This is a genomic window from Streptomyces sp. NBC_00568, assembly GCF_026341855.1.
Lineage (GTDB): Bacteria > Actinomycetota > Actinomycetes > Streptomycetales > Streptomycetaceae > Streptomyces.
Genome location: NZ_JAPENW010000001.1, coordinates 4,441,262 through 4,456,112 on the forward strand (window position 1 = coordinate 4,441,262; position 14,851 = coordinate 4,456,112).

General features: G+C 71.4%; 10 protein-coding genes. 5 read left to right on the forward strand and 5 right to left on the reverse strand.

All coding sequences use genetic code 11. The features are described from left to right. The first annotated feature begins 1 nt into the window (after window position 1). Entirely contained in the window at window positions 2-775 is a 774-nt protein-coding gene (locus tag OOK38_RS19335; RefSeq protein ID WP_266758788.1) for a hypothetical protein, read from the forward strand. Between the two features lie 281 nt (window positions 776-1,056). On the opposite strand, the gene OOK38_RS19340 is transcribed toward OOK38_RS19335, so the two are convergent. Both OOK38_RS19340 and OOK38_RS19345 read right to left on the reverse strand, forming a co-directional pair. Further along, window positions 1,057-4,365, reverse strand: a complete 3,309-nt coding sequence (locus OOK38_RS19340; RefSeq protein ID WP_266758786.1) for a S8 family serine peptidase — start codon at window positions 4,363-4,365, stop codon at window positions 1,057-1,059. Between the two features lie 243 nt (window positions 4,366-4,608). Continuing rightward, window positions 4,609-5,214 carry a CGNR zinc finger domain-containing protein gene (locus OOK38_RS19345; protein WP_266758785.1) on the reverse strand — a complete coding sequence of 202 codons (606 nt, stop codon included), beginning with the start codon at window positions 5,212-5,214 and terminating at the stop codon, window positions 4,609-4,611. 128 nt (window positions 5,215-5,342) lie between these two features. On the opposite strand from OOK38_RS19345, the gene OOK38_RS19350 reads away from it, so the two are divergent. The 4 genes from OOK38_RS19350 (at window position 5,343) to OOK38_RS19365 (ending at window position 10,123) form a co-directional block, all read left to right on the forward strand. After that, window positions 5,343-5,804 carry a VOC family protein gene (locus OOK38_RS19350; protein WP_266758784.1) on the forward strand — a complete coding sequence of 154 codons (462 nt, stop codon included), beginning with the start codon at window positions 5,343-5,345 and terminating at the stop codon, window positions 5,802-5,804. A 14-nt stretch (window positions 5,805-5,818) separates the two neighbouring features. Beyond that, window positions 5,819-6,838, forward strand: a complete 1,020-nt coding sequence (locus OOK38_RS19355; RefSeq protein WP_266758782.1) for a pyridoxamine 5'-phosphate oxidase family protein — start codon at window positions 5,819-5,821, stop codon at window positions 6,836-6,838. 258 nt (window positions 6,839-7,096) lie between these two features. Continuing rightward, window positions 7,097-8,881, forward strand: coding sequence for a TIGR03767 family metallophosphoesterase (locus OOK38_RS19360; protein WP_266758780.1), 1,785 nt, complete (start codon window positions 7,097-7,099; stop codon window positions 8,879-8,881). 90 nt (window positions 8,882-8,971) lie between these two features. After that, entirely contained in the window at window positions 8,972-10,123 is a 1,152-nt protein-coding gene (locus tag OOK38_RS19365; RefSeq protein WP_266758779.1) for a serine hydrolase, read from the forward strand. Window positions 10,124-10,192: 69 nt separating this feature from the next. Here the strand turns inward: OOK38_RS19365 and OOK38_RS19370 are convergent, their stop codons facing one another. The 3 genes from OOK38_RS19370 to pepN all read right to left on the reverse strand — a co-directional run bounded on the left by OOK38_RS19370 (window position 10,193) and on the right by pepN (window position 14,847). Then, window positions 10,193-10,759 carry an isochorismatase family protein gene (locus OOK38_RS19370; RefSeq protein WP_266758778.1) on the reverse strand — a complete coding sequence of 189 codons (567 nt, stop codon included), beginning with the start codon at window positions 10,757-10,759 and terminating at the stop codon, window positions 10,193-10,195. Between the two features lie 184 nt (window positions 10,760-10,943). Beyond that, window positions 10,944-11,987, reverse strand: a complete 1,044-nt coding sequence (locus tag OOK38_RS19375) for a hypothetical protein (protein ID WP_266758776.1) — start codon at window positions 11,985-11,987, stop codon at window positions 10,944-10,946. 253 nt (window positions 11,988-12,240) lie between these two features. Then, window positions 12,241-14,847, reverse strand: a complete 2,607-nt coding sequence (gene pepN, locus OOK38_RS19380; RefSeq protein ID WP_266758774.1) for an aminopeptidase N — start codon at window positions 14,845-14,847, stop codon at window positions 12,241-12,243. Window positions 14,848-14,851: the final 4 nt, after the last annotated feature.

The window sequence follows — 14,851 nt, forward strand, 5'->3', positions numbered from 1 at the left end:
CGTGGCCGAGTACGAAGGTGTGGACGCGCTGCTGGCCGCGATCACGGACGCTTCACTGCCGGAAGGCGCTCGCGACGATGTCGCGTTCATGGCCGAGCACCGGTCGGCACGTGAGGACGTGGACGTGCTCCGGGAGCAGCTGGTCATCATCGGGGACGCGCTGGCGGACTCCGGGAAGGCGGCCGAACCGGGCCGCGCCTCCCAGAGGTCCCAGGGGTTCCGGAGGCCCGGGGGACCACGGAGGTCCGGGGACGGGCGTCCGGGGGGCACCCCGAAGACGCGCTCCCGGCACCGCGGCGCCCTCGCCGTCGGGGTCGGCGCCCTGGCGGCGGCCGCTGTGGCCTCGATGGTCGTCGGGATGGGCTGGCTGGTCGCGCACAACGGGATGGGCGGAGCGGACGACCAGGCCTCCTCCAGTGACGCCAAGACGGACAGCGCCAACTCGTTCAGCGCGCCCGGCTACATCGCCTGCTCCCGGCTCATCGCGGAGGGCACGGTCACCGAGGTGGTCCAGGTCCCCGGCACCGAACAGGACCGGATCACCCTCGACGTGTACCACTCCTACAAGCCGGCCAAGGGGGAGAAGGAGGTCACCTTCCTGATGGACCAGAACGTCGATCCGCGGCTGCACGAGGGCGACGAGGTGCTGGTCGGCATCGGGCAGCACGCCCCGACTCCCGACATCTGGACGACGGGGGAGAAGAACATCGCCCGCGACCGGGCCTGGATCGTCAAGGCGCTGCCCGCGGCCCGGGGCATGAGGTGCGAGCGCTGAGGCGGGGTACGGGCTCCGGAGTCTGAGGCGCGGTACGGGCTCCGGGCTACGAGGCGCGGGTACGGCCGGGCGGCACACGAAAGGCGGGGCCGCACACGAAAGTGCGGGTGGCACTCGAAGGGCCGGGCGGCACGGAAGGCCGGGCGGCACACGAAGGTGCGGGCGGCAATCGAAAAGCCGGGCGGCACGAAAGTGCGGGTGGCACACGAAAGGGCGGGCGCCCGTTTCCGGACGCCCGCCCCGTGCCCCGGGACCGCTCACGCGGCCGGGGGGTCACTCCGTTACGGCGTGACCTTCTCGATCTTCACGCTGCCGAGGCCCGCGACCGTGCCGCGCGCGTTCACCAGCTGGACCTGACCGAAGAACTCGCGTCCCTCGGGAGCCGCCGCGGCGGCGGTGACCGAGCCGGACACCGTGGCCGAGGCTCCGGTCGCGAGCTTCACCGGGGTGGAGTCGTCGACCGTGACCGTGCCGAGCGCGCTCGAGAAGAACACGTCCTGGTAGTCGTACGCGGTCGAGCCCGACGGGACCGAGTAGCCCGCGACCTCGATGGTGTACGTCCCGGCGGCGGGGGAGGCGATGGAGACGGCCTCCTCCGAGTCGCCGTCCGCGGACTGTCCGACGACGGTCCCGGCGGCGTTCTTCACCGTCAGGTCGAGGTCGGCGGCGTTGTCCGAGACATTGCCGATGACCACGTCGAGCGACGCGGCGCCCGCGGGCACCTCGACCGTGCTGATCTGCGTCGCGCCGTCGGCGATGGTCGGCCGCGCGTTCTTCGAGGAACCGAGCGGGCCGCCCTTCAGCTTGCCGTCGAGCGCGGCGAAGTTGTTCGTGACCTTCCAGGAGGCGGTGGCCGGAACGCCGACCTTGGCCTCGGGGACGGTCACGACGGCCGGGTCGAAGGCCGCGCCGAGCACGGCGACATCGAGCTTGTACGGGTTGTCGAGCAGCGGCGACGTACGGCGCGCCTCGACCTCGATCTCCCAGACGCCGGGCTGCGGGTCCGCGTACGAACGCACGCCGGGGGCACAGCCGTTGCCGTCGAGGTAGTTGTTGTAGCAGTACGGGGTACCGGTGTTGTCGACCGGAACGCCGTACGGGTGGATCGCGATGAACCGGGTCTGGCTCTTGTCCTTCAGCCCGCCGATCGCGACCTCCAGGGACTTGGCGCCCTCGGGGACCGTGACGAAGTACGAGGTGCTGCTGTTGCGCTGCACCGAACTCGACGCCGCGTAGGTGTACTTGAGGGGGGCCGAGACCACGACGGTCGACAGGATCTGCTTGTCGACGCCCTCGGTCCGCGGGTCGTCGACCTCGAGGATCGCACTCTTGAGACCGGCCGACTTCGGCGCGGCCTGGACCTTGACGGTCACCGGCTGGTTCAGCGGGAGCCTGACCTCGTCCGAGCCGACGATCCGGAAGGTGTCGGCGGCGTTGTTCTCGAAGTACAGCTCGTGCCGGATCGCCCGGTCCTCGCCCGACGTACGCGTGATGGTGATGTCGTACGTCTTGCGCTCGCCGGCCTTGAGGCCGCCCTCGCGGTCGTACAGGCCGGTGCCGAAGCCCGGCGTCTTCAGCGCGAAGTCGATCGCGGTGTCGACCGGCGCCTTGACCGTGTAGTCGTGGGCGGTGGCGCCGTCCTTGATGGAGTCCCAGGCGTCACCGATGTTGATGAGGCCCGCACCCTCCTCGTACGCCTGAACGCCCTTGGTGTGGTCGGCGGTCGACGTGAGCGCGGTGCGCAGGGTGGCCGGGGTGAGGTCGATCCCCTTCTGCTTCGCCGCGCTGAGGAGCAGCGCCGAGGCGCCCGCGGCCTGCGGGGACGCCATCGAGGTGCCCTGGAGCATCGAGTAGCCGGCCGGCAGGGTGTAGCCCGCCTCGGCGACCGGGGAGCCCGGCAGCCAGGTCTGGGTGGAGTTGATGGAGGCGCCGGGCGCGCTCAGCGTCGGCGTGAAGCCGCCGTCCTCACGCGGGCCGCGCGAGGAGAAGGGCAGCATCGCGTACTTCTTCTCCACCTGGGAGCCGTAGTTGGCGGCCCAGGTCTCCTTGGAGATGGTCGCGCCGACCGAGATGACCTTGTCGGCCAGACCCGGGTCACCGATGGTGTTCGCGCCGGGGCCGGAGTTGCCCGCGGAGATCACCAGCTGGACGCCGTAGGTGTCGATGAGACGCGTGTAGAGCTCGGCGCGCGCGTTGTTGCCGTCGTTGAGCGCGGGCAGGCCGCCGATGGACATGTTGACGATGTCGACGCCGCGGTTGGCGACGAGGTCGATCATGCCCTCGGTGAGCGCGACGTTGGTGCAGCCACCGGTCCAGGTGCAGGCACGGGAGGAGACGATCTTCGCGCCGGGCGCGGCGCCGTTCATCTTCCCGCCGAAGAGGCCGTTCGCCGAGGTGATACCGGCGACGTGGGTGCCGTGCTCGGACTCGATGACGCCGATGTTGACGAAGTCCGCCGTCTTGCCGACCCAGGTCCCGCCGTACGGGTCCATGGGTACGTCCTTGCGGATCTCCACGACGAACGGCTGCCGCTCGACGACGTCCGTCGCCGGGTTGTCGGTACCGAAGTAGCCGATCTGGAAGCCGTTCTTGTACGGCTTCATCGGTGTGTCGTCGGTGAAGTCGCTGTTGTTGTTCAGGTCGACGGTGACCGTGCCCGCCGCCGGGTCGTAGAGCACGCCCCACGCGTCGGTGGTGTCACCGTCGCGGTTCGCGTCGCCCTTGGCGTCGCCGCCCGTCGTCGCCGACTCCCGGAACGTGCTGATCTCGTACGAACCCGCCGGTGCCGTCCACGTCTTCCCGCTGTACGTGAAGGTGGGCCCGGCCACCGGGGTGATCATCGGGCGCCAGGTCGCGTCGCTGTCGAGGATCGGGTCGGTCGAGGTGACCCAGTCGACGATCTTGCGCTCTCCGGTGGTGGTCTTCTGCAGGGCGGGGTGGCCCAGGTCGACGCCGGAGTCCAGGATGCCGATGGTGATGCCCCGGCCGTCCGCCTTCGGGTGATCCTCGACGAAGTCGACGGCACCTGTCTCGAAGGACGGGTTGTACGGGTTCTCGGCGGGAGTCTTCTTGCCGGGACCCGGGTAAGTGGCGGCCGTGGAGGCGTTGCTGCCGTGCTTGGCCGTGTCGGCGCTCGGCGTCGGGTCGTCCAGCGCGATCTCCTGGCGCAGGTCGATCCCGTGCACCGAGGACAGCTTCGCGGCGGCGGCGATGGCCGAGTCCGCCCTGCCCGTCGGGACGGTCGCCCGGACATAGCCGAGCTTGTCGTAGGTGCGGCCCACCGAGCCGCCCTTGACCGCGTCCAGCTCCTTGGCGACCTGCTCGGTCTGGCCGGGAGCCGTGGCGATCATCATGGTGACGTTCTTGTCGCCGTTCGCCTTGGCCTCGGTGAGGAGTTCGGCGTCGGACGAACCGAGCTTGGCGGCGGCGGACTTGGTGCCCGGGTCGGCCGTGGGCGCGTCCGTGTCCGCGGAGAAGGCCATGGGTATCGGCCCGGCCGCGGAGAGCGCGGCCACCAGGCCCGCGGCCACGGCAATGCGGGCCACGCGTCTCGCGCCCGATATCGGAGCGCGCTGAGGGTCGGAGGTCATCTGCATCCCTTGTAGGTAAAGGAACGAGCGTGGAGCGGCCGGTTCCGGCGTTGCTGACGGACCGGTCGTGTCAGTCCGGTATGTGGACCCGGATGACCGCTCAGCTTTACCCAAGGGGCAGTTGTTTGGGGAGAGTTGACCGTGGCGGGATGGAGCCATGGCGCACTTCCGCCATGCGTCATGTCGGCGTTAGCGCCCTATGCGGGGATATCCCGGACAGGGTGGATGTCTCTCTTTGTCGATTCAGCTCTCTTTTGTGCGCGCGTAGTGGCGGGACGCCTTCGCGCGGTTACCGCAGGCCGCCATCGAGCACCAGCGGCGGGTGCCGTTCCGTGAGGTGTCGAAGAAGTGCAGGATGCACGCGTCGTGGGCGCAGCGGCGGATGCGGTCCGGCGCGGTGTCCAGCAGCTCCAGGTAGTTGCGCGCGGCGAGCCAGGCCGGCCCCCAGGAGGGGTCGTCGAACTCGGGTGTCTCGCCCGGTCCCCGGGCGGTGAGCGTCAGCCGGACGCGCCCGTGCGCGAGGAGGGCGTCGACGCGGGCCGCTGCTTGCGCCGGGAGGCGGGGGCCGGTGTCCGCCGGGTCCCCGTCGCTCTCGGTCCCGCCCTGCCCGTCGCCCGGCCCCCGGGGTGCGTCGATCACCGCGCGCAGGGCGTCGCGGGCTTCGAGCGTGTGCCGCAGGACGGTGTCGTCGGCCGGGAAGTCGAGCCCGTTGCCCGCCAGCCACACCGCGAGGCCCTCGGTGCCGGTCAGCAGGTCCAGCACCACGCCCTCGTGGTTCCAGCGGGTGTTGAGGAGGTCGAGCGAGACCGGCTCGCCCGTGAGGGGGCGGGGGTCGGGGCTGGTGGACATGGAGGGTCTCCCTTCACTGCTAACCGCTCAAGGGTAGGTCACCGGTTGACGCTCTCGATCCTAACCTTTAATGTCAATGACAAGGGTTAGCCTCTCCTGGGGGCGGCCGACGACAGAAGGGGACTGTCATGACTCTGCGCAACGGCCACATCGGCCTGAACGTCACGGACCTCGACCGCTCGCTCGCCTTCTACCGCGACGTCCTGGGCTTCGGGGTGCTCGGCGAGGGCAAGGACGGCGACGACGGGGCGCGGCGGTACGCGTTCCTCGGTTCCCCGGCCGGGGACGGCCGCCCGGTGCTCACGCTCTGGCAGCAGGCGCGGGGCGCGTACGACACCGGCCTGGCGGGCCTGCACCACCTCGCCCTCGAAGTCGACTCCGTCGAGCAGGTCAGGGAGTACGAGACGGCCCTGCGCGCCTACGGCGCGACGTTCGTCCACGAGGGCGTGGTCGCCCACCGTGAGGGCGCCGCCTCGGGCGGCATCTTCTTCCACGACCCGGACGGCACCCGTCTGGAGATCTTCGCGGCGAGCGGCGCCGAGGAGGCGCCGGTGCCGAACACCACCGCACCGACCTGCGGCTTCTTCTAGAACGAGGAGCGGTCATGACGTATCACTCGGGCTCGCGGGCGATGCAGGACCGCGTCGGCGTCCGTGATCTCGCCGATCACATGGGCCGGGCCATCGGCCAGGGCATCCGCCCGGTGGCCGCCGCCTTCCTCGAACTGCAACCGATGCTGGTCGTCGGCGCGGCGGCCCCGGAGGGCGGCGCGAAGGCCGGAGGCGGCGGCTCCGGGCTCAGCGCCGATCCCGGAAGGGGCGCCGGCTCGGCGGCCCCGGGCGGGGGCTCCGGCCCGGAGGGCGACGCGGCCCCGGGAGGCGGCATCGGCTCCGGGAGCGGGGCGATCCCGGGAAACGGCGGCGTATGGGCCTCGCTGCTCACCGGGCGGCCCGGATTCGTACGCGCCACCGGGCCTCACCGGATGTCGGTCGCGGGCGGGCTCCGGGCCGGCGATCCGCTCACGGACGCGCTCGCCACCCCGGGTACTCCCGTCGGCACCCTCGCCCTCGACCCGCGCACCCGCCGTCGTATGCGCCTCAACGGCCGGGTCCGGCCGACCCCGCGCGGCTTCGCGATCGAGGCCGACCAGGTCTTCGCCAACTGCCCCAAGTACCTCCAGAAGAGGGAGGCGTACGAGACGGTCGACCGCGCGGCGGGCGTTCCCCGGAGCGGCACGGAACTCACTTCTTCGCAGCGGGAGTTCATCGAGGCCGCCGACACCTTCTTCCTCGCCACGGTCCACCCGCACGGCGCCGACGCGAGCCACCGCGGCGGCAACCCCGGCTTCGTGCGCGTCGACGCGCCCGGCGAACTGAGCTGGCGCGACTACGCCGGAAACTCCATGTTCCTGACCCTCGGCAACCTGGCGGCCGACCCGCGCGCCGGTCTGCTCTTCCTGGACTGGACATCGGGGGCGGTGCTCCAGCTGACCGGAACGGCCCGCACGGAGTTCACCCCCGACGGAGAACGGACCGTCCGGTTCACCCTCACCGGAGCCGTCGAGACGTCCGCCGCCAGCCCCCTGCGCTGGTCCGCCCCCGCGTACTCGCCGGCCAACCCGTGAACGGGGGGCGACAGCCCCGGAATCACCTTCCCTACCCCGGAAGATGAACGCGGAGTGACCGGCCACCGGCCGTTCGGACAGGACTCCGTGGACGGGCAGGGTGCGCCAAGATCCACGTACGGTGATCGGCGCTGCCCGTTGCCGCCCAGTTAACGCGCAGGTCATCCCCGATGCCAACGATCCAGTATGAGCGGGGAGTTCGCCAGTCGAGTGCCCCGCGGCCACTGCCGACGCGTTCGTACTCGGGGAGACCGCGCCATGCCGCGCATACGCTCTGTCGCTGCCGTACCCGCCCTCAACCGCCGCACCCTGCTGGCCGCCACCGGGGCGGTGTCCCTCTCCGCGGGGATCGGACTCGCCCTGCGCCCGGAGTCCCCCGCGCACGCCGCGGTTCCGGAGCAGGCCACCGTCGCCGACTCCGTCGCCCGCTCCAAGGCCCAGGCCGGCGCGGCCGGTCCGCAGGCACCGGCCGCGCCGGCCCCGTACACGCGCGGCACCACGCTGAGCGGCGTCGCCGCTCCGCGCTCCGGCTCCTCCGGGTACCGCCGGCTCGGTGACGGCGCCGGCTGGAAGCGGGTCGTTCGCGACGAACTGGCCGCCGGCAAGAACGGCCGCGCCGACCGGCGCACCGCGCTCGCCGCGTTCGTGCAGCTCACCGACCTGCACCTCACCGACACCCAGCACCCGCTGCGCCTGGAGTTCCTGCGCTCCCAGAACACGAGCGCCTGGCGTCCGCAGGAGACGCTGACCGTCGCGGGCGCGGTCTCGCTGGTGGAACGCGTCAACTCCCTGCGGGGAGCACCCGTCACTGGCTCTCCGCTGCACTTCGTCATGACCACCGGGGACAACACGGACAACAACTCCAGGACGGAGCTGGAGTGGTTCCTCAAGGCCATGAGCGGTGGCCGCATCAGCCCGAACAGCGGCGACCCGCGGCACTACGAGGGCGTCCAGGCCTCCGGCCTCAAGACGTACTGGCAGCCCGACGCGGCCCTGCGGGACGCCGACAAGCAGCGCGGCTTCCCGCGCATCCAGGGCTTCCTGGAAGCGGCGATCCGCGAGCTGCGCAGTCCCGGCCTGAGCCTGCCCTGGTACTCCACCGTCGGCAACCACGACTCTCTCCCGATGGGCTGCTACGCCACACGCGGCGACTCGTTCCTCACCGAATTCGCCGTCGGCGGCAAGAAACTGATGTCGGTCGGCTCGGCGGAGTGCGCCGCGCTAGCCAAGAGCCTGAAGAAGGGCACCAGCCCGAAGGGCAAAGAGGTCCGCGACCTGCTCAGGGCGCACGCGCGGCAGATGCGCTCCGTCACACCCGACGAGAAGCGCGCCCCGTTCACGCCCGCCGAGTACGTCAAGGCGCACCTCGACCCGGCGTACACGGGACCGGGCCCGATCGGACACGGCTACTCCTCCGCGAACCTCGCCGCGGGCACCCAGTACTACACCTTCCGGATCGCCGAGGACGTCATCGGCGTCAGCCTCGACACCACCGACCCCGGCGGCCACTACGAGGGCTCCATCGGCACGGCGCAGCTGCGCTGGCTGGAGAGGACGCTGCGCGAGAACAGGGACAGGTACGTCGTCGTCTTCAGCCACCACACCAGCAAGACGATGCGCAACACCTACGCGGACCCCGCCCGCCCGGCCGAGAAGCGGCACGGCGGCGACGAGGTCGTCGCCCTCCTCGCCAGTTCCGGCAACACCCTCGCCTGGGTGAACGGCCACTCCCACAAGAACCAGATCACCCCGCACGCCGCCCCCGGCAACCGCTCCTTCTGGGAGATCTCCACCGCCTCGCACGTCGACTTCCCCCAACTCGCCCGCGTCATCGAGCTGGTGGACAACAAGGACGGCACGCTCTCCCTGTTCACCACCCTCGTCGAGTCCGCCGCCCCGCACGCCACGGACTTCTCCGACCTCACCCAGACCGGCCTCGCGGCGCTCTACCGGGAGATCTCCTTCAACACGCCCGGAGCCCGCACCGACCTGTCGGGCACCTCCCGTGACCGCAACACCGAGCTGATCCTGAAGAAGGGCTGAAAACGGCTCAACGCGTCCCGGCCGGGCAACCCGTGAGCGCGCCCTCGTGTCCGTCCCGTCGACCAGGTCGAACGGCGAGATGGGGACGGCATGAGGGTACGTACGGGACTGGTGGGGGCGACCGCCGTGGCGATCGCGGCGACACTGGCGGGACCCGCGGTGGCGGCTCCCGCGAAAGGCGACCATGGGAGAGGGCACCACGCGCCGACCCGGCAGGCCGTCGAGGCGGCCGTGCGCGACGGAGTGCCGGGCGTGACCGCGACGGCCGAGGACCGGCACGGCGCATGGTCCGCCACGGCGGGCGTGGGCGACCTGCGGACCGGCGCACCGCGCTCCGCGGCCGACCGCTACCGCGTCGGCAGCATCACCAAGACGTTCGTCTCCACCGTCCTGCTCCAACTGGAGGCGGAGGGACGGCTGTCACTGGACGACACGGTGGACCACTGGCTGCCGGGCGTGGTGCGGGGCAACGGGAACGACGGCACCGGGATCACCCTCCGCCAACTCCTCAACCACACCAGCGGAATCTTCAACTACACGGCCGACGAGGACTTCGGCCGCACGTACTTCCTGAAGGACGGCTTCCTGCGGCACCGCTACGACACGTCGACACCCGGGCAGCTCGTCGCGATCGCCCTGTCCCACAAGCCGGACTTCGCGCCGGGCACGTCCTGGAACTACTCGAACACGAACTACGTCCTGGCCGGCATGGTGATCGAGAAGGCCACCGGCCGGTCCTATGCCGCGCAGATCCGGGAGAGGATCATCGAACCCCTCGGCCTGCACGCCACGTCGGTCCCCGGCACGCGGGTGACCGTCCCGCGGCCCAGCAGCAGGGCGTACTCCAAACTGGCCGAGACGACGAGCGGACCGACGTACGACGTCACCACCCTGAACCCCACCCTCGCCTCCTCCGCGGGGGAGATGATCTCCGACAACGCCGACCTGAACCGCTTCTACACGGCACTCCTGCGGGGCAGGCTCCTGCCGCGCGAGCAGCTCACGGAGATGCGGACGACGGTCGAGGTCGACGGCATCCCGAACGCCCGCTACGGCCTCGGCCTCATCGACCGCGAGCTGAGCTGCGGCGTCCACGTCTGGGGCCACGACGGAGGCATCCACGGCTCGGTCTCCTCGGCCGTCACCACGGCGGACGGCCGCCACTCCCTCGCCCTCAACTTCAACGGGGACTGGTCGGGCGACAGCGACGCCGTGATCGAGGCGGAGTTCTGCGGGAAGTAGACAGCCCCGCCGAGCCGTTCGCGCGGCCGGGCCTCGGCTCCCGGCCCGGCCGCGGACCGACGGCAGGCCCTAGTCGGCGGCGCCCGTCGCGAAGCTGACCTTCGCCGTCTCGACGGTGTCCCCGCGCCGGCCGGGCGCGCTCTGCCACTTCCAGTAGAGGTTGGTGTGCGCGACGACCTCGGCCGGGGTGGGGGCGCCGTACGCCGTGAGGTCCTCCGTGGTGTGGGCGTCACCGACCAGGGTGACGTCGTACCCGCGGGTGAAGGCGCCGTGGAGGGTGGAGCGGACACAGACGTCGGTCTGGGCGCCGGTCACGAGGACATGGCCGACGGCACGCTCGGCGAGCAGGTCCTCCAGGTCGGTGGCCTCGAAGGAGTCGCCGTAGTTCTTGTGGACGACGGGCTCCCCGTCGCGGCGGACCAGCTCCGGCACGTACTGCCAGGCCTCGCTGTCCCGCTTCATCCCGTCGTCCGAGTGCTGCACCCAGATCACCGGCACCGCCTCGGCGCGGGCCCTGGCGACGAGCGTGTTGATGTTCGCGATCACGCTGTCGACGTTGTGAGCGCCGTCCACCGCTCCGTGCTGCATGTCGATCACCAGCACTGCGGTGTTCGGGCGATCGGGCAGGGTCGTCATCAGGCTCTCCTGATCTCTCGTCTTGCTCGTCACGGCGGCCGCGTCCGGCCAGGGAACTCCTGCTCGCCCCACAGTAGATCGGGGCACTGACAACGCCACCGGAACGCGGGAAGGGGCCGGCGGGACCACCTCGCGGACCCTCGCCGACCCCTTCCCTCCCCACCTGGCACCACCCGGTCCGTCACTACCGGGGCAGCACCACGACATACGCCGCCGGATCGCGGTCGTTCGAGGCCATCAGCGCGGTGCGCACGACCGTGGCCTGCTGCTCCATCGCCTCGCAGAGCTTCCTCGGGGTGATGTGGACGACGGTGATGCCGAGCCGCTCCAGGTGCTCGCGCTTGCGGGCGTACTCGGACCACACGGCGTCCGCGGCCTGGCGCGGGGTGCGGGTGTCCAGCTCGACCGCCACCGCCTGCTCGGGCCAGTACGCGTCCAGACCGCCGAGGTGCGGGCCGCCGGGCAGCCGCAGGTCGACGTTCCAGAGAGGGTCGGGCAGCCCGTGCTCGTGGACCATCCGGTACAGGCGGGTCTCCGCGATCGCCCTGCCCTCCGCCTTCAGCGAGTCCACGGCGTCCACCACCTGCGGGCGGCCGAGCAGCCGAGCCGCCGTCAACTCCGCGACGATCGACGCCGGTTCGCAGTGGCCGCCGCGCACCGCCTCCGTGAGCAGCCGGAGCACGGCGCCCGCGTCGGTCAGTTCCGCGACCGCGTCGGCCAGGGCCCGGGGCACGGCGGCGACCGGGACCCCGGTCACGAAGGCGGGGGCCGGCAGCGCGGGCGTGCGGACGATGCGGACGCAGCCGGTCGAGCGCAGCCGGCGCATGCGGGGGACCAGCACGTCGATCGTGTCGAGGGAGAGCAGCGGCGCGGCGGAGGTGAAGCCGTGCAGGGCCAGCGCAGCCGGCCCGGTGATCAGCGCGTCCGCGTAGGGCTGGGCGGCGTGCGGCTCCTCGGAGCCCGGCTGGACGGGGATGTGGACCGCCCGTGCGGGGGCGGGGGAGCGGGCGGCGTACAGCAGCGCCGCGTGCAGCCGCTCCTCGGCGGTGGGCGGGCCGGGGTGCAGGAGGAAGACCCCCGGAAGGATCCGCTGCCAGGGTCCGCCGGGCCGGCAGCGTTCGGTGGCGTCGGCGCCGGTCACGCCCTGGCCGCGCAGCTGGGCCGTGGTCAGGACCCGGCGCCGTACGTGGGACAGGGGGCGGGGGGAGAGCGGGGGGATGTGGGTCATGCCCCGGGGTTTCCCGCCGGGGAGCCGCCCTCTAACCGCTGTTACCCGCCCGTCGGCAAATCGGGACAAGCGCGCCCCGAGGTACGGGCGTTCGAGTGCCGAAAGGCGCTGGTCCGGAGGGTGATTAATAGGGGTTACGGCTCTGAATACCTGCATTTCGTAACCAGTGAGCGCATGTGATCATTTCACCGGAGAGGGCGCCGGACACGGGTGGCGCCGACGCTCTCTCCGGTGTGGTTCGCGCGGAGCGGGTTCAGCCCGCCGCGGAGATGTCGCAGGCCTGTCCCCGCAGCGCCCGCGCCAGATCGTCACGCGCCTCCAGCACCAGCCGGCGCAGCGCGGGCGGCGCGTCCTCGTGCGCCGCGAGCCAGGCGTCCGTCGCCTCCAGGGTCTCCGGGGAGTCCTGGAGCGAGGGGAACAGCCCCCTGACCACGTCCATGCCGATCTGGATGGACCGCTCCTCCCAGACGCGGCCGATCGCGGCGAAGTACTTGGCGGTGTAGGGCGCGAGCAGCTCCCGCCGGGACGGCTGGGCGAAGCCGGAGATCGTCGCCTCGACGAGGGCGTTGGAGAGCGCGTCGGACTCCACGACGGCCGCCCAGGCCTGGGCCTTGACCGCGGCCGAGGGGCGGGCGGCGAGGCAGCGGACCTGGTGCCGCTTGCCGGACGCCGTGTCGTCGCGGGCGAGTTCGGCGGCGAGGACGGACTCGTCGGCGGCCCCCTGCGCGGCCAGCGGCTCCAGGAACGCCCAGCGCAGCTCCTGGTCGACCTCCAGCCCGTCGATCTTGGCGGTCCCCTCCAGCAGGCCCTGGAGCAGCTGGAGATCGGCCTCGCCCGACGCGATGTCGGCGAAGAAGCGGGCCCAGGCGAGCTGGTGCTGGCTGCCCGGCTCGGCGATCCGCAGTTCGTTCAGCGCACCCTCGGCGAGCAACTGCCCGCCCTCCGCGCGCCAGTCGGGCGCCACGTAGTGGACGAGCGCGGAGTTCGCCCAGGCGTGCAGCATCTGGAGCACGCCGATGTCGGACTCGCGGCCCGCGAAACGCAGCACCAGACCGATGAAGTCCCGTGCGGGCATGAGCCCGTCGCGCGTGAGGTTCCACAGCGCCGACCAGCACAGGGCCCGGGCGAGCGGGTCGGTCATCTCGCCGAGTGCGTCCCGCAGCGTGGCCAGTGAGCCCTCGTCGAAGCGGATCTTGCAGTACGTGAGGTCGTCGTCGTTGACCAGGACGAGCTCGGGGGCCTCCGCGCCGACCAGTTCGGTGACGACCGTGCGCGGCCCGTCGACGTCCACCTCGGCGCGCGCGTAGCGGACGAGCGAGCCGTCCCCGCCCTCGCGCAGCGACTGTCGCCGGTAGAGGCCCACGGCGACGCGGTGCGGGCGCAGTCGGGGGTGCGACTCGGGGGCCTCCTGGAGGATCGCCAGCTCGGTGACGCGGCCGTCGGAGCTCAGGATCACCTGCGGGGTGAGGGAGTTGACGCCCGCGGTCTGGAGCCAGGAAGCGGCCCAGGCGGCCATGTCCCGTCCGCTCGTCTCCTCCAGGACCGACAGCAGGTCGCCGAGCCGCGTGTTGCCGTAGGCGTTCCGCTTGAAGTAGCGGCGGGCGCCCTCCAGGAAGGCGTCCTGTCCGACGTACGCCACCAGCTGCTTGAGGACCGAGGCACCCTTGGCGTAGGTGATGCCGTCGAAGTTCAGCTTGGCGTCCTGGAGGTCACGGATGTCGGCCGTGATCGGGTGGGTGGACGGCAGCTGGTCCGCGCGGTACGCCCAGGCCTTGCGGCGGTTGGCGAAGGTGATCCAGGCGTCGGTGAAGCGGGTCGCGCCGACGTTGGCGAACGTGCCCATGAAGTCGGCGAAGGACTCCTTCAGCCACAGGTCGTCCCACCACACCATGGTGACCAGGTCGCCGAACCACATGTGCGCCATCTCGTGCAGGATGACGTTCGCCCGGGCCTCGTACGACGTCTGGGTCACGTTGCCGCGGAAGATGTACTCCTCGCGGAAGGTCACCAGGCCCGGGTTCTCCATCGCGCCGAGGTTGTACTCGGGCACGAACGCCTGGTCGTACTTTCCGAAGGGGTACGGGTAGTCGAAGTGGTCGTGGAAGAAGTCCAGCCCCTGCTTGGTCACCAGGAACACGTCGTCGGCGTCGAAGTGGGGGGCCAGGCCCTTGCGGCACATCGCGCCGAGGGGGATCTCCAGCGTCGTACCGTCGTCGAAGGCGCGGGAGTAGGAGTCCGTCACATAGTGGTACGGGCCGGCCACGACCGCCGTGATGTAGGTCGAGATCGGCTTCGTCTCGGCGAACTTCCACACACCGTCGGCGAGTTCACCGGCGCCGTTGCTCCAGACGGTCCAGCCCTCGGGGGCCCGCACCTCGAAGCGGAACGGTGCCTTGAGGTCCGGCTGCTCGAAGTTGGCGAAGACGCGCCGAGAGTCGGCGGGCTCGTACTGCGTGTACAGATACACCTCGCCGTCCTCGGGGTCGACGAAGCGGTGCATGCCCTCGCCGGTGCGGGAGTAGGCGCACTGGGCGTCCACGACGAGTTCGTTCTCGGCGGCGAGGTCCTCCAGCCGGATACGGGAGCCGTCGAAGACCTCACCCGGGTCGAGGTCCCTGCCGTTGAGTGAGACGGCCGTCACACGCGGAGCGATCAGGTCCGCGAAGCTCGCCGCGCCCGGCTCGGCGCAGCGGAAGCGGAGCGTGGTGACCGAGCGGAAGGTGCGGGGCTCGCCGGACGCCTCTCCGGGCTCCGTCTCCCCGACGGCCGAGCGCAGGTCGAGGGAGACGTCGTAGCTGTCGACGGACAGCAGTGCCGCCCGCTCCTGGGCCTCGTCGCGGGACAGATTCTCACCGGGCACGACT

Excerpts from the sequence above, each read along its gene's own strand:
- OOK38_RS19340 (WP_266758786.1), bottom strand. The coding sequence starts at position 4,365 with ATGACCTCCGACCCTCAGCGCGCTCCGATATCGGGCGCGAGACGCGTG.
- OOK38_RS19345 (WP_266758785.1), bottom strand. The coding sequence starts at position 5,214 with ATGTCCACCAGCCCCGACCCCCGCCCCCTCACGGGCGAGCCGGTCTCG.
- OOK38_RS19350 (WP_266758784.1), top strand. The coding sequence starts at position 5,343 with ATGACTCTGCGCAACGGCCACATCGGCCTGAACGTCACGGACCTCGAC.
- OOK38_RS19355 (WP_266758782.1), top strand. The coding sequence starts at position 5,819 with ATGACGTATCACTCGGGCTCGCGGGCGATGCAGGACCGCGTCGGCGTC.
- OOK38_RS19360 (WP_266758780.1), top strand. The coding sequence starts at position 7,097 with ATGCCGCGCATACGCTCTGTCGCTGCCGTACCCGCCCTCAACCGCCGC.
- OOK38_RS19365 (WP_266758779.1), top strand. The coding sequence starts at position 8,972 with ATGAGGGTACGTACGGGACTGGTGGGGGCGACCGCCGTGGCGATCGCG.
- OOK38_RS19370 (WP_266758778.1), bottom strand. The coding sequence starts at position 10,759 with ATGACGACCCTGCCCGATCGCCCGAACACCGCAGTGCTGGTGATCGAC.
- OOK38_RS19375 (WP_266758776.1), bottom strand. The coding sequence starts at position 11,987 with ATGACCCACATCCCCCCGCTCTCCCCCCGCCCCCTGTCCCACGTACGG.